Annotated in this window: 11 protein-coding genes and 1 pseudogene; 5 read left to right on the top strand and 7 right to left on the bottom strand. The window is 64.1% G+C overall.

The genetic code is table 11. From position 1 onward, the window contains the following. Window positions 1–60 precede the first annotated feature (60 nt). Together AC1DYO_RS04805 and AC1DYO_RS04810 are read left to right on the top strand one after the other, a co-directional pair. Entirely contained in the window at window positions 61–1,095 is a 1,035-nt protein-coding gene (locus AC1DYO_RS04805; protein ID WP_477260819.1) for a Gfo/Idh/MocA family protein, read from the top strand. Between the two features lie 5 nt (window positions 1,096–1,100). Continuing rightward, the gene (locus AC1DYO_RS04810; RefSeq protein ID WP_477261459.1) at window positions 1,101–1,865 is read left to right on the top strand and encodes a GntR family transcriptional regulator; all 765 of its coding nucleotides are present in this window, start codon (window positions 1,101–1,103) and stop codon (window positions 1,863–1,865) included. Window positions 1,866–1,876: 11 nt separating this feature from the next. Here the strand turns inward: AC1DYO_RS04810 and AC1DYO_RS04815 are convergent, their stop codons facing one another. After that, complete coding sequence (locus AC1DYO_RS04815) at window positions 1,877–2,191, bottom strand: hypothetical protein (RefSeq protein ID WP_477260821.1); 315 nt, start codon at window positions 2,189–2,191, stop codon at window positions 1,877–1,879. 127 nt (window positions 2,192–2,318) lie between these two features. Here AC1DYO_RS04815 and AC1DYO_RS04820 point away from each other — a divergent pair, with 127 nt between their 5' ends. Both AC1DYO_RS04820 and AC1DYO_RS04825 read left to right on the top strand, forming a co-directional pair. After that, entirely contained in the window at window positions 2,319–3,185 is an 867-nt protein-coding gene (locus tag AC1DYO_RS04820) for a hypothetical protein (RefSeq protein WP_477260823.1), read from the top strand. 141 nt (window positions 3,186–3,326) lie between these two features. Next, window positions 3,327–4,188 (top strand): annotated as a pseudogene (locus tag AC1DYO_RS04825) (hypothetical protein). A gap of 74 nt (window positions 4,189–4,262) precedes the next feature. On the opposite strand, the gene AC1DYO_RS04830 reads toward AC1DYO_RS04825, so the two are convergent. Together AC1DYO_RS04830 and AC1DYO_RS04835 are read right to left on the bottom strand one after the other, a co-directional pair. Next, window positions 4,263–5,276, bottom strand: a complete 1,014-nt coding sequence (locus tag AC1DYO_RS04830) for an amino acid ABC transporter substrate-binding protein (protein WP_477260825.1) — start codon at window positions 5,274–5,276, stop codon at window positions 4,263–4,265. 118 nt (window positions 5,277–5,394) lie between these two features. Further along, entirely contained in the window at window positions 5,395–8,451 is a 3,057-nt protein-coding gene (locus AC1DYO_RS04835) for an aminotransferase class III-fold pyridoxal phosphate-dependent enzyme (RefSeq protein WP_477260827.1), read from the bottom strand. A 131-nt stretch (window positions 8,452–8,582) separates the two neighbouring features. On the opposite strand from AC1DYO_RS04835, the gene AC1DYO_RS04840 reads away from it, so the two are divergent. Continuing rightward, window positions 8,583–9,023, top strand: coding sequence for an Lrp/AsnC family transcriptional regulator (locus AC1DYO_RS04840; protein WP_477260829.1), 441 nt, complete (start codon window positions 8,583–8,585; stop codon window positions 9,021–9,023). Between the two features lie 90 nt (window positions 9,024–9,113). Here the strand turns inward: AC1DYO_RS04840 and amaB are convergent, their stop codons facing one another. The 4 genes from amaB to AC1DYO_RS04860 all read right to left on the bottom strand — a co-directional run bounded on the left by amaB (window position 9,114) and on the right by AC1DYO_RS04860 (window position 13,655). Continuing rightward, window positions 9,114–10,628, bottom strand: a complete 1,515-nt coding sequence (amaB, locus tag AC1DYO_RS04845) for an L-piperidine-6-carboxylate dehydrogenase (RefSeq protein ID WP_477260831.1) — start codon at window positions 10,626–10,628, stop codon at window positions 9,114–9,116. Between the two features lie 200 nt (window positions 10,629–10,828). Beyond that, on the bottom strand, window positions 10,829–12,103 hold the full coding sequence (locus AC1DYO_RS04850; protein WP_477260833.1) for an RNA polymerase sigma factor: 1,275 nt from the start codon (window positions 12,101–12,103) through the stop codon (window positions 10,829–10,831). Then, window positions 12,100–12,474: a YciI family protein gene (locus tag AC1DYO_RS04855; protein WP_477260835.1), complete on the bottom strand. Its 375-nt coding sequence runs from the start codon at window positions 12,472–12,474 to the stop codon at window positions 12,100–12,102. Before AC1DYO_RS04855 ends, AC1DYO_RS04850 begins: the two co-directional genes overlap by 4 nt. Before the next feature lie 80 nt (window positions 12,475–12,554). After that, window positions 12,555–13,655, bottom strand: a complete 1,101-nt coding sequence (locus AC1DYO_RS04860; protein WP_477260837.1) for a DNA topoisomerase IB — start codon at window positions 13,653–13,655, stop codon at window positions 12,555–12,557. Window positions 13,656–13,695: the final 40 nt, after the last annotated feature.

Consider the following 13,695-nt stretch of genomic DNA (forward strand, 5'->3'; position numbering starts at 1 on the left):
GTATTGTGTTGTCTTTTCTATCAAGCACGCTGCTCGATGGTAAAGTTTGGGAGGATTTGAATGATTGGAGTTGGAATTCTGGGCTCTGGCTTCATCGCCGAGACCTATGCGGACTCGCTGCTCGACGTGCGCAATGCCGAGCTCGTGGCCTGCTCGTCGCGCAGTTTCGAGCGCGCCACGGCCTTCGCCAGGAAATGGGCCCCCAAGGTCACCGCGCATAGGGATATCGACGCGCTGTGCGCCGATCCGAAGGTCGAATTGGTGGTGATCGCGCTGCCCAACGAAATCCATCTCGAAGCCGTCAGAACGGCGGCAAAACACGGCAAGGCCGTCATCTGCACCAAGCCGCTGGCGCGCACCGGCAAGGAGGCGCAGGAAATCCTCGACATCGTCCAGAGCGCCGGCATCTGGCACGGCTATGCCGAATGCGCGGTGTTTTCCCCCAACATCGCCAAGGCCCACCAGATGATTCAGGCGGGCGGCATCGGCAATCTGCTCACCATGCGCGCCCGCGAGGCGCATTCCGGCCCGCACGCGCCACATTTCTGGAACGCCGAACTCGCCGGCGGCGGCGCCCTGCTCGACATGGGCTGCCACACGGTCGAGAGCGCACGCCACTTCTTCGGCAAGGCCAATCTGATCATCGAAGTGATGGCCTGGGGTGCAACACTCGTCCACGGTGATAAGACAACCGGGGAAGACACGGCGATCGCGCTGTTGAAATTCGCCGGCGGCCAGCTCGCCACCATCGAATCGTCATGGATCGAGAAAGGCGGCATGCAGCTGCGCCACGAACTGGTCGGCTCGGCCGGCCGCATCGTCACCGACACCTCGGTCGGCCCGGTCTGGGGCTTCATCGAGAAGCCGGTGGGCTATCTCGTCGAAAAGGCCGATGCCGAGACCGGCTGGGTCTATCCGGTGCCGGAGGAAACCCGCGCCTATGGCTTTTCGCAACAGATGCGCCATTTTGCCGACCACTTCGCCGCCGGGACAACGCCATTGGAAACCTTCGAGGATGGCGTCATCGTCAACCACATAATTGACGCCTGCTACCGTTCGATGCGAACGGGCGTATGGGAAAAGATCAAAGGGTGACCGTGATGGAGGGCTCGCCACTGCAGTCGGACGGACCCGAACCACTCTGGCGGCAGGCCGCTGACGCGATCCTGCAGGAGATCGCCTCAGGCAAGCTTGCCTCGGGCGCGCGCCTGCCGGCCGAGCGCGACCTGTTCACGCGCATGTCGATATCGAGGGTGACCTTGCGCCGGGCCCTGCAGAGCCTCGTCGAGGAAGGCGTGCTGACGCCGTCGCACGGGCGCGGCTGGTATGTCTCGTCCAAGGTGCCGAAGGAGTTTCCCAACACGCTGGAATCCTTCAGCGAGACCGCCAAACGCCTCGGCCTGACGCCCTCTTCCAACGTGTTGCGCGCCGAACAGGCGCCGGCCTCGCTTGACGAGGCCGAGGAGCTGTCGATCGCGCCGGGTGCGACGCTGTTTCACCTCGAGCGCATCCGTCGCCTCGACCAGGTCCCCGTCGCCGTCGACACCTCGTTCTTTGCAGCAAGCCTCGTTCCCGATCTCAGCCGCATCGACTTCAGCAATGCGTCGCTGTTCGGCCTGCTGATCGATGCCGGTGTCGACCTGGCACGCGCCGAAACCACGATCGAGGCGCATGATGCCGATCCTGTTCTGGCGCGGCACCTCGACATCGACGTCGGCAAATCCACTTTGGTGATGCGCCAGCTCATTGTCGACACCGCCGGCCGGCCGCTGCTGTCCTCGACCATCCGCTACGCCGGCGACCGCTATCGCCTGCGGACATCATTTTCGCGCACGGGCAGGCCTACAGGCCGCAATCCGGCCTGACCACCGCTTTATTATTGGGCGGACGCAACGACACCGACCGCTGCAAACGTCGCCATGCTGCGGCAGAGCGCTGCCTGGTCGAAGTGCGGGTCTTCGATCAGGGTCTGCGCATCCCCATTCACTGCGAAGCCGGTGAAGACGACCTGCAGCGGCACTCCGCCGCCGCGGGCATCGGCATTCTGCGCAACGATGCTGGCAGCGCCATCAGCCGGGCGCGAACGGACCAGAGCATTTCCAGGAAAAGTGTGAAACGGTTTTCCCGGGAAAAACGCGTGGCGCTCTCCCTTGGCAATCGCTCCAAAATCAAAGAGATGGGGCGGTTTCAATGTGTCTGTGGAACCATCGACAGCTCTAGGCCTTTTGTCCGGGTTGGCATGGCTGGACACAGGCGGCTAAGGCTGGAAATGTGGTTTGCGTCTTCGCTGCCGGGGGGCTGGCCGGAGGACGAGGAGGATGGCGCTGAATTTCGAATATATTGCCGGCCATCCGGCCCTGCATCGTCATGTCCAGGCTCAGTCGCAAGCGCTGCTGCACATCTATGAAACGAGCCCGCGCCTGGCCGCCGTATTCGCCACGCAACAGCGCTGGCTGCTGGCCCACACCGGCCTTGCCCTGCATTTCGCCCGCGACCCGCGCGATCCCCGCACGGAACTGACACTGGCCCGCTTCATCGATGCCGTGCTTCACTATTCCGTCGCCAGCCGCAACACGGCCGAGGCCTTCATCAAGGAGATGCTGCACTATCACATCATCGAATACCTGCCGCATACCGGCGACGGACGCGCCCACCCCTTTCAGGTGACGGCGGCGACGCTGAAGGAATTCGATGGCTGGGTGGTCGCACATCTGCGCACACTCGACGGTCTCGACGGCGGCAACCGCCTCACCGTGTTTCTCGAGCAGCACGGCATGATCGCCAGGCTGCAGCCGATGGTGGCGGAAGGCCTGCTTTCCTCCAACCCGGTGCGCGAACCCAAGCAGACCTTTTCGCTGTTCATCTGGCTCAACAATGGCGGCATCGTCATGGATTGGCTGATGTCCGGCATCGACCCCGACAATGCCGGGCTGGACCGGATCCCGACCAGCGTGGTTTCGATCGGCGAGTTCGCCAGCTGGCTAAAACTCTCGCGCACCCATCTGGCGCGCAAATTGCGCGATGCCGAAAAGCTCGGCAGTGTCGGCTGGATGGGCCGGCGCGGACACTCGGTGATGTGGGTCTCGAACAGCTTCTACCAGGAATATATGACCGTACAGGCCGCCAAGCTTGCCGTCATCGATGCCGCTTTCGAGGCGTGTCGTCCGACCCAACGGGCTGGCTGAACCTCGACGCCGACCGCCGTTTACGCGGGCGACAGTGCCGATGGCCACGACCGGTCGGCGAATGGCCTGCGTGCATCTGGACACGAGCGGTCAAGCCTGAAAATGTGACTTCGTGGCTTGGTGGGATCGAGGCACGGGAGAATAATGCTCAATCTGGAAGATATGACCGGCCAGCCGGCGCTGCATCGCTGTGTCCGGGCACAGGCGCTGGCCTTGCTTGAAGCCTTCAGTGCGGACCCGCGCCGCTCCTCGGTGTTTGCCACGCAGCAGCGTTGGCTGATGGCGCATCTCGGCCTTGCCCTGCATTTCAGGCGCGATCCCGGCGACTATCGCAAGCAATTGACGGCGTCGCGCTTTCTCGACGTTATCGGCCAGCATTCCGTCGCCAGCCGCAACACCGCCGACGCCTTCATCCGGGAAATGCTGCACTATAATTTCATATCTGGAAAACAGTGAGGACAGGCGCATCCGCCCGCTGCAGCCCACCGCAGCCACGCTGGACGCGGTGACCGGCTGGCTTCTTGCCCATCTGCAGACGCTCGACAGCCTGGACGGCGCCAGCCGGCTTGTGAATTTCCTTCAACGACCCGACGCGCTTGCCAGGGTGCAGCCGCTGGTGGCCGACGGCCTGCTGTCGTCCAGTCCGGTGCGTGAGCCCAAACAGACCTTCTCGCTGTTCACCTGGCTCAACAATGGCGGCGTCGTGATGGACTGGCTGATCTCGGGCGTCGACCCCGACCATGCCGGGCTGGATCGGATCCCGACCGGCGTGGTGTCGATCGGCGACTTCGCCAACTGGCTGAAGCTCTCGCGCACCCATCTCGCCCGCAAATTGCGCGACGCCGAAAATCTCGGCAGCGTCGGCTGGATGGGCCAGCGCGGGCACTCGGTGATGTGGGTCTCGAACAGCTTCTACCAGGAGTATATGAGCGCCCTGGCCGTCAAGCTCGCCATCATCGATGCCGCCTTCGCTACATCGTTTCCGCAATCAGCAAACGGCTAACGACAACGGCCCATCCCGATTGTATCGGGATGGGCCGGGTTGGCCTTGCTGTGAACCGGTGACCGCTGGAGAAATCAGCGCGCCGGAGGCGCGTACATCAGGCCACCCGCATTCCACAACGCGTTGATGCCACGGGCGATCTTCAACTGGCTGGACTGGCCGAGATTGCGTTCGAAGATTTCGCCATAGTTGCCCACCTTGGCAACGATGTTGTAGGCGAAGGCAGGGTCGAGCCCGAGCTGCTGGCCGTTATCGCCCTCGACGCCGAGGAACCTGCGGACCGTCGGGTTCTGCGACTTCAGCGAGCCCTCCGCATTGGTCTGCGTAATGCCCTCCTCTTCCGCCTCGATCAGCGAGAACAGCGTCCAGCGCACGATGTCGAACCACTTGTCGTCTCCCTTGCGGACGGCCGGGCTCAGCGGCTCCTTCGAGATGATCTCGGGCAACACCGCGAAGGCGTCAGGATCGGTCAGCTTGAGGCGCTGTGCATAAAGCGCGGACGCGTCGGTGGAGTAGACGTCGCAGCGGCCGCTATCGAACGCCTTGATGATGCTGTCGGCGGAATCGATGACGACCCCTTCATATGTCATCTTGTTGGCGGAAAAATAGTCGGCGACGTTCTGCTCGGTGGTAGTGCCCTGTTCGAGGCAGATGGTGGCGCCCGAAAGCTTCAGCGCGCTGTCGACGCCGAGATTCTTGCGCACCATGAAGCCTTGGCCGTCATAATAGGCAGCGCCGACGAAGTGGATGCCCATGCCGGTGTCGCGCGACAGCGACCAGGTGGACTGCCGCGACAAAACATCGACTGTACCTGCCTGCAGCGCGGTGAAACGTTCCTTGGCCGACAGCGGCACATAGCTCACCTTGTCGGCCTCGCCGAAGACGGCCGCAGAAATGGCGCGGCAGAAATCAATGTCGAAGCCGCCCCATTTCCCCTCGTCGTCAGGCGCGGAGAAGCCTGCCACGCCCTGGCTGACGCCGCACAGGATCGTGCCCCTCTGCTTGACGATATCGAATGTGTCCGCCTTCGCCGGCAGGGCCAGCGTGGCCGATGCGAGCAAGAGCGCGGTTATGATTGCACATCTCATGGTTTCCTCCCTTGATGAGGCAAAGCCTCTCCTCCCGCCGGCGCCKGGMGCGCCGGACGTTCCTGAAAATCGTTCTTCCTGTATTCCGCCCGCGCCGCCTCGACGCGCGGTATTCGTCCTAGATCCCTTCCGCCAGAACCGCCGCCAACGTCTCGTCGAGAACGCCGACCAGGTGGTCGGCATTGGCACGGCTGAAGATCATTGGCGGGCGCATCTTCAGCACATTGTCATGCGGCCCCTCGGTGCCGATCAGGACACCGCGCGCCCGAACCCCGTCATTGACGCGGCGGGCGAGCGCCGTTGCCGGCGCCTTGGTCTCGCGGTCCTCGACCAGTTCGATGCCGAGGAAGAGACCCTGGCCGCGCACGTCGCCGATGATGTCGTAGCGGGCCTGCAAGGCCTTGAACCGCGCCAAGAGATAGTTGCCGATTTCCAGTGCATTGCGCTTGAGATCGTCGCGCTCGATGACATCGAGCACGGCCAACCCCGCGGCGCAGGACACCGGATTGCCGCCAAAGGTGTTGAAGTATTCCATACCGTTGTTGAACGAGGCGGCGATCTCTGACGTCGTCACCACAGCCGACATCGGATGACCATTGCCGATCGGCTTGCCCATGGTGACGATGTCGGGTGTCACCCCTTGCGTCTCGAAAGCCCACCAATGGGTGCCGACCCGGCCAAAGCCGACCTGTACCTCGTCGGCCACGCAGATGCCGCCGGCGGCACGCACCAGTGCGTAGACCTCTTTGAGATAGCCGTCCGGCAGGAACACCTGGCCGGCGACGCTCGGGATCGATTCCGCCAGGAACAGGCCGGGCGCCCGGCCCTCTTTCGCCATGGTGGCGATCTGCTCGGCGACGCTCTCGGCGAAGCGCTTTGCGTGGTCCTCGACAGACCATTCGGCCGGGGCATGATAGCTGTCGGGAATGGTCGCCTCGAACACATGCGCAGGTCGGCCCTTGCCGCCCTTGCGCTTGTATTTGTAGGGGCTGAGGTCGATCAGTTCCTGCGTGGTGCCGTGATAGCCCCAGTCGAGCACGATGGCTTCGCTGCGGCCGGTATGGGTTCGCGCCATGCGCAGCATCAGGCTGTTGGCCTCGCTGCCCGAACAGGCGAAGGACGCCACCGACAGGCCTGCGGGCAGCGTCGCCGTCAGCCGCTCGGCATAGGTGACGATGGCATCGTGCAGATAGCGCGTGTTGGTGTTGAGCTTGGCGGCCTGCCTGGCGATCGCCTCGACCACATCGGGATGGGCATGGCCGAGATGGCAGACATTGTTGAAACAATCGAGATAGGCGCGGCCGCGATCGTCGATCAGCCAAACGCCGTCGCCGCGCACGAACTTGATCGGCTCGGAATAGGAAATGGAAAGATTGGGCAGCAGCGACGCTCTTCGCGCGGCAACGATTTCAGGACGGGAGCGGCCGCTCTGATGAAAGGTCTCGGGCGGAATGCCGGCAAGGTCGGCAGCATCGGGAAACAGCTCCTTCCAGACAGCGAGATAGCGCGCTTCGCCGACGCCGAGAATGTCGCGTGCGGCGAGGCTCGTGTCCGTCGATATCTGGAAATGCAGATGCGGCGCCCAGCCGCCATTTTCCGTCGGCGCGCCCATCTCGCCGACAAGCGCGCCCGCTTCAAGGCGGTCGCCTTCCCTGAGACGGCGCCCGGCCTCATGCGCCATGTGGCCCCACAAAGTGATGAAAGGCGGGCATCCCTGCGGCGCATGTTCCAGCGCCACCAGGCAGCCATAGCCCAGCGGATCCTTCTCGATCCCGACGCTTCTGACCGTGGCCTCGAGCGGCGTGTACAGCCGCGTGCCCGCCGGCATGAACAGGTCGAGGCCGAGATGGTTGGCGCGCCGCGTGCCTTCGACGAAACGCGACTGGAACATCTCGCCGGTATAGACCGTGCGCGCCTCGCCCCACGGGCCGATACCGAGCGCGACGCCACGTTCTGCACAGTAAGCATCCCACCATGCGGTCGCCTTGTCGGGTTGCTGCGCGGCCGATGTCACCGTCATCGGATTTTGCGGATCGCCGTAAGGCACGAGCGCCTTGGCAAGCGTCGCCGGATGGCGATCGAGCACAGGCGCAAGCTGCGCGCGGTTTTCCGTGATCCAGTCCGTCACGGCACGGGCGCCGTGAACGGCTTCGAAGCCGCAGGCATGGCGTAGAATCGCCGTGGCGAAGCACCGGTTCATCCTGCCCAGGCGATGCAGCAGCCGCCATGCCGGCGCTTCCGAGATCGACAGATAAGGATTGTCGGCGGTGCGGTCCTTGCGCGCCGCCGAAATCGTCACCGAGGTGACGAGGCGCATCGCGATGACATCGAAGAGCAGGTCGAGCTCTTCCTCACGCAGCGGATACTGGGCATGAAAACCGGCGGCAAGACGGGCAGCCGCCCCGATCGGATCTTCGGCATCGAGAATGGCATAGGCGCAGGCGACCGCCACCTCGCCGATCAGCACGCTGTGCAAGGCGTCACCGAAATCGATCAGGCCAACGACATGCTCGGGCCGTTCGGCGTCGACGAGCACGTTCCAGTCATTGGCGTCATTGTGGATGACCTGCGCCCGGAGCTTCGGCAGAAGGGGCGCCACCACGGCATCGAAATGATCGAGGAATCGTTCCAGCAAGGCGCGATCCTGATCGTCGTCGATGAAGTGCAGGCGCTGCCGTGCGTCGCCGGCGCGGCGGATATCCCAATCGAACGAGCGCAGCGCGCCGGGATGAATGAAGCCTTGCAAGGCACGGTCCAGCCGCCCGAGCGCACCGCCGAGGCTTTCCAGCAGCGCCGGCGTCGACTGGCTCTCCGCCAGCGGCCGGCCGGCAAGCCAGGACACCAGCCGCACGGCGTGGCCTTCGCCACCGGTGCCGGCGACATGGGCAAGCGATGTGCCATCCACCGTCTTCCTGAGACGCGGGACAGCGAGGTCTGGAGCGTTGCGCTCGAGATGATCGAACAGCGCGGTCTGGAATTCGCTCTCGACGATCGGCTCGCTGGCATTGACGATCTTGAGGATCCACAGCGAACGGTCGGGAGCCGTCAGCTTGAAATTCTGGTCGCGCTCGCTGTCGAGCGGCGCGACTGCGCCTGTGACACCGAAGTGGCGCGCAGCAAGGTCGATAGCCTCGCCTTGCGAAAATTGAGGTGCTGGGTGGGAAACGTCGGTCATCGGAAATCCGCATCTGCTTTGTTGAAGCTTGGCATGGGCCACAAAATCGGGCATCCGACAAAGCGTCGGTTGTGCCGGCACAATGCCTGCTTTGACCGGCACTTTAACGGAACCGCCTGGAGCGTGATGCGATGAGGGAATTGGACGCCAAGGACCGGGACATTCTCTCCATCCTGTCGAAGGAAGCCCGCATCCCGCTGAAAACACTCGCGGGGCGCATCGGCCTGTCGCGCAGCGCCACGAGCGAGCGGGTCACGACACTGGAGAAGAGCGGTGTGATCCGGGGCTACCGGGCCGATATCGGTCAGATGGACGCCGGACTGGTCTGCGCTTTCCTGCTGGTCACGCTGATCCGCACGCCGTCGATGGGCATTCTCGACCAGCTGGCGCGCTATCCGGAAGTGCGGCGGGTGTCGTCATTGAGTGGCCAGCTCGATCTCATCGTCGAGGTCGAGGTGCCATCCATCGACAGGCTGAACACCCTGCGAGATCTCATTGCCAGCCATGCCGGCGTCGAGGATCTGACGACCGCGATCGTGCTGCGCCGGGATATCGAACGCGCGGCGGATTGAAGGCGCCCTGCGACAGCCACCGCGACGCCGGCAAGGTTTTCGAAACTGAGGGCCGACAACGCCTTGCGGCGTTGTCGGAAGCGGTCTTTCTCAGTCGATGTCGAACGACACGCCCTGGGCCAGCGGCAGCGCCTTGGAATAGTTCACCGTGTTGGTGGCGCGGCGCATATAGGCCTTCCAGGCGTCCGAACCGCTCTCGCGGCCGCCGCCGGTTTCCTTCTCGCCACCGAACGCGCCGCCTATTTCAGCGCCCGATGTGCCGATGTTGACGTTGGCGATGCCGCAGTCCGAACCATCGACACCGAGGAAGCGCTCGGATTCCTGCAGGTCGCGGGTAAAGATCGACGATGACAGGCCCGCTCCCACCGCATTGTGCTCGTCGAGCACGGCGTCGAAATCGGAATATTTCATCACATAAAGGATCGGCGCGAAGGTCTCTTCCGTGACCGGCGAAACCTGCTTCGGCATTTCGACCAGCGCCGGTTGCACGTAGTAGGCGTCGGGATGGCCGTTCTCGACCCGCGCGCCGCCCGTCACCTTGCCGCCATGGGCGCTGGCTTCCTTCAGCGCCTTCTGCATGGCGTCGAACGCCGCCTTGTCGATCAGTGGCCCGACCAGCGAGGAGGTTTCCAGCGGATTGCCGACCGAAACGCTCTGATAGGCCTTCTTCAGGCGCGGCAGCAAAGCATCATAGACGCTGTCATGCACGAACAGACGCCGCAGCGTCGTGCAGCGCTGGCCGGCCGTGCCCATGGCGCCGAAGGCGATGGCGCGCAGCGCCATGTCGAGATCGGCGGTCGGGCAGACGATGCCGGCATTGTTGCCGCCGAGCTCCAGCACGGCGCGGGCAAAGCGCTTGGCCAGCCGCGGGCCGACATCCCGGCCCATGCGCGTCGAGCCGGTGGCCGAAACCAGAGGAACCTTGGGATGATCGACCAGGATCTCGCCGACGGCGCGATCGCCGATCAGCACCGGCGCCAGCCCCTGCGGCGCATCCGCACCGAAGCGCTTGACCGCACGGGCAAAGATCGCTTCGCAGGCGAGCGCCGTCAGCGGCGTCTTTTCCGACGGCTTCCACACCACCGCGTCGCCGCAGACCAACGCCAGTGCTGCATTCCACGACCACACCGCGACCGGGAAATTGAAGGCCGAGATGACACCGACAACGCCGAGCGGATGCCAGGTTTCCATCATGCGGTGGCCGGGACGCTCGGTGGCGATGGTCAGGCCGTAGAGCTGGCGGGAAAGGCCGACGGCGAAATCGCAGATGTCGATCATTTCCTGCACTTCACCGAGGCCTTCCGACGGGATCTTGCCGACCTCGATCGACACCAGCCGGCCAAGCTCGGCCTTGTGGGCGCGCAGCTCCTCGCCGAGGAGCCGCACCAGTTCGCCGCGCCGGGGACCCGGCACCATCCGCCAGGCCTGGAACGCCGTGTGCGCGGCATCGATGGCCTTGGCAGCCTCGGCCGTTGAAATCGTCTTCAGCGCCGCGATCTGCTCGCCCGTCACCGGGCTGCGCACGATGAGGTCGCCGCCGGTAAGCGCGTCCTTGGCCACGCCCAGTTTCGCCAGAAGTTCAGCCGTTTCCTTCGCTATCGTCATTTTTATCCCTTTCAGATCCGCTCGCCATCATGTGGCGGCGGTCGAGCCTTCGTGCCATGTCGCCTGCGTGCTGCAGGCACGTCAGGCGCCGTCATGGCGTGGCATTACTCGTTTCAGGGGAAAATCGCCACCCCGGCATGGTCCAAGGCCAAGCTGCACGATTGAGCCAGACTCGAATGAACCAGATGGGCAGATGGCGCTCAGTTTGCCTTTTGGACCGTGGGACGCACGGCGCCGTCTCGCATAAGCCGGTCGATATGCATGCGGATATGGGCGGCTTCCGCCGCCGTGTTGGCCAGAGCAATCGCACGGTCAAAGGCAACACGCGCCTCCTCGCCACGGTCAAGTTGCATCAGCAACCCACCCTTGAGGCCGAAGAAGTGGAAATAGCCGGACAGCCGTTCGCCGAGCGGCTCGATCATCGCAAGGGCGGCTTCGGGGCCGCGCACCTTGGCGACTGCAACCGCGCGGTTCAGCGTCACCACCGGCGATGGCTGCATCCTTTCCAGAAGGCTGTAGAGCAGATCGATCTCGGTCCAGTCGGTATCCTCGGGCGTTGCCGCCCGCGCATGCAGTGCGGCGATCGCCGCCTGCACCTGATAGGGCCCTGGCTTCTGGTGGCGCAGCGCCTTGTCGACCAGCGCCAGGCCCTCGTCGATCATCTTGCGGCTCCACAGCGAGCGGTCCTGGTCGTCGAGCAGCACGATCTCGCCATTCTCGTCGAAACGGGCCGGCGCTCGAGCATGCTGCAGCAAAAGCAGCGCCGTCAGGCCCATGATCTCCGGCTCGGTCTGGAAAAGCCTGAGCAACAGCCGCGCCAGCCGGATCGCCTCTTCGCAGAGCGGCGCGCGGGCCGGCGCTTCGCCGCTGTTGGTCGAATAGCCCTCGTTGAAGATCAGATAGACCATGGCCGCGACCGCGGCGAGCCGCTCCGACCGCTCGACCGCGCCCGGCGTCTCGAAGGGCACGCCGGCGTCGGCAATGCGCGCCTTGGCGCGGGTGATGCGCTGTTCCATGGCGCTTTCGCCGACCAGGAAGGCACGCGCGATCTGCTTGACGGTGATGCCGGAAACGATGCGCAGCGCCACCGCGATCTGCTGTGTCGGCGGCAGGTCCGGATGGCAGCAGATGAACAGCAGCCGCAGGATGTCGTCGCGGTAATGCGCGCCGTCCAGCCGCTCGGCGATATCGCTCTCGGCATCTTCGAGGTCCGATATCTGGTCTTCCTCTGGCATCGGCGCCTGCTTGGCGCGCTTGCGCACCGCGTCGATGCCGCTGTTGCGGCCGACAAAGATCAGCCATGCAGCCGGATCGCGCGGCGGCCCGTTCTGCGGCCAGTTCTTGAGCGCCCTCAGGCACGCATCCTGGAAAGCCTCTTCCGCCGTATCGAGATCGCGGAAATAGCGCAGCAACGCACCCATCGCCTGCGGGCGGGCGGCGCTGATCGCGGAGCTGATCCAGGAAAGGTCGGTCATTTCAAAACTCGGGTTGGGTCGAACACGGAAACCGGTCGGATCTCATAGGATCCGCCGCTCGGATTGACCTCGGAAAGCTCGCGCGCGAAGTCGACGGCCTCGTCGAGATCGGCGCATTCGAGCGTGTAGAAGCCGAGGAACTGCTCCTTGGTCTCGGCAAACGGCCCGTCGATGACCACCGCTTCGCCCTTGACCCTGCGCAGCGTCGTCGCAGCAGTGGTCGGCAAAAGCCGCGCCACCGGGCCAAGCCGACCGGCCTGGGCGTATTTTTCCTGCACGTTCAGGAGTTTCGCCATCACTTCGTCATCCTGTGCCTTGCTCCAGGAGGAGACGACATCTTCGGAGGCATAGCAGAGGATAGCGTAGAGCATGGGACGTCCTTTTCTGTATCAAAGGACGAAACAGTAGGGCCTATGCCGACATGGCGTCGACAAAAAAGTTACGGCAATTTTCAACCCTCGCTGGCCTTCAGCCACCTCAGCACCAGCGCCTCTTCGTCGTCGAGACCGTCTATCGATCGCTTGCGCTTGTTGGCCTCCGTCATTTCGCCAAGCAGCCGTCCTTGCACCCAGGCTTCGAACACCTGCGGATGGATGTAGCATTTGCGGCAGACGGCACGCGTGTTGCCCAACCGCTGTGCCACCTTGTCGATGACGGTGTTCATCACCCGCTTCACTCCGGCCTGGCTCTCGGGAAGCTCCGTCTGCGCAAACAGCGAGGCGGCATGGATGGTGCCACCCCAGGTGCGGAAGTGCTTGGAGCTGAAGTCTTCTCCGACGGCGTCGCGTATATAGCGATTGACGTCGTCGGAACGCACCGGATGCCTCGCCCCGTCCTCGTCCAGGTATTGGAACAGCTTTTGCCCCGGAATATCCTGCGCGCCGCGCACGACCCGGGCGATGCGGCGGTCGACCAGCTTCAATTTCCATTCCTTGCCGGACTTGCCCTTGAAGGCAAAGCGCAGGCTCGATCCCTTGATGTCGACGTGGCGGTCGCGCAGCGTGGTCAGCCCGAAACTCTTGTTGTCGCGGGCATAGGCGGCATTGCCGACCCGGATCATCGTATTGTCGAGCAGCCAGACGCTTGCCGCCACGACGCGCTCTGCCGGCAGGCCGTGGCGGCGCAGATCGGCATCGATGCGGCGGCGCAACTCCGGCAGGCTTTCGGCAAAGGCGACAAGACTCGAATATTTGGCGCCGTCGCGCTCCGCCGCCCACAGCGGATGGTAGCGGTACTGCTTGCGCCCGCGCTGGTCGCGTCCGGTCGCCTGGATATGGCCGGTGGGATCGGGCGAAATCCACACATCCGTCCAGGCCGGCGGAATGGCCAGCGCCTTGATGCGGGCGATGGCCGAAGCGCTGACAGGATGGCCTTTCGCGCCCTTATAGGAAAATCCCTCGCCCGCCTTCAGGCGGCGGATACCCGGTTCGCTGTCGCTGACATAGGTGAGCGAGGCCTGATCGGCAGAGGCCTGCGCGCCGTTTTTCGGTGCCCCATTGTCTCCCTGCCCGGCAGCCGATCGGCCGGATGGCGCTCCGGATCTGTCCAGCATGCCCCCTCCACGAGATTTTGCTCAGAGATAAGCACCGGAA

The organism is Mesorhizobium sp. P2_F5 (genome assembly GCF_056403715.1).

Excerpts from the sequence above, each read along its gene's own strand:
- AC1DYO_RS04805 (WP_477260819.1), top strand. The coding sequence starts at position 61 with ATGATTGGAGTTGGAATTCTGGGCTCTGGCTTCATCGCCGAGACCTAT.
- AC1DYO_RS04810 (WP_477261459.1), top strand. The coding sequence starts at position 1,101 with ATGGAGGGCTCGCCACTGCAGTCGGACGGACCCGAACCACTCTGGCGG.
- AC1DYO_RS04820 (WP_477260823.1), top strand. The coding sequence starts at position 2,319 with ATGGCGCTGAATTTCGAATATATTGCCGGCCATCCGGCCCTGCATCGT.
- AC1DYO_RS04830 (WP_477260825.1), bottom strand. The coding sequence starts at position 5,276 with ATGAGATGTGCAATCATAACCGCGCTCTTGCTCGCATCGGCCACGCTG.
- AC1DYO_RS04835 (WP_477260827.1), bottom strand. The coding sequence starts at position 8,451 with ATGACCGACGTTTCCCACCCAGCACCTCAATTTTCGCAAGGCGAGGCT.
- AC1DYO_RS04840 (WP_477260829.1), top strand. The coding sequence starts at position 8,583 with ATGAGGGAATTGGACGCCAAGGACCGGGACATTCTCTCCATCCTGTCG.
- amaB (WP_477260831.1), bottom strand. The coding sequence starts at position 10,628 with ATGACGATAGCGAAGGAAACGGCTGAACTTCTGGCGAAACTGGGCGTG.
- AC1DYO_RS04850 (WP_477260833.1), bottom strand. The coding sequence starts at position 12,103 with ATGACCGACCTTTCCTGGATCAGCTCCGCGATCAGCGCCGCCCGCCCG.
- AC1DYO_RS04855 (WP_477260835.1), bottom strand. The coding sequence starts at position 12,474 with ATGCTCTACGCTATCCTCTGCTATGCCTCCGAAGATGTCGTCTCCTCC.
- AC1DYO_RS04860 (WP_477260837.1), bottom strand. The coding sequence starts at position 13,655 with ATGCTGGACAGATCCGGAGCGCCATCCGGCCGATCGGCTGCCGGGCAG.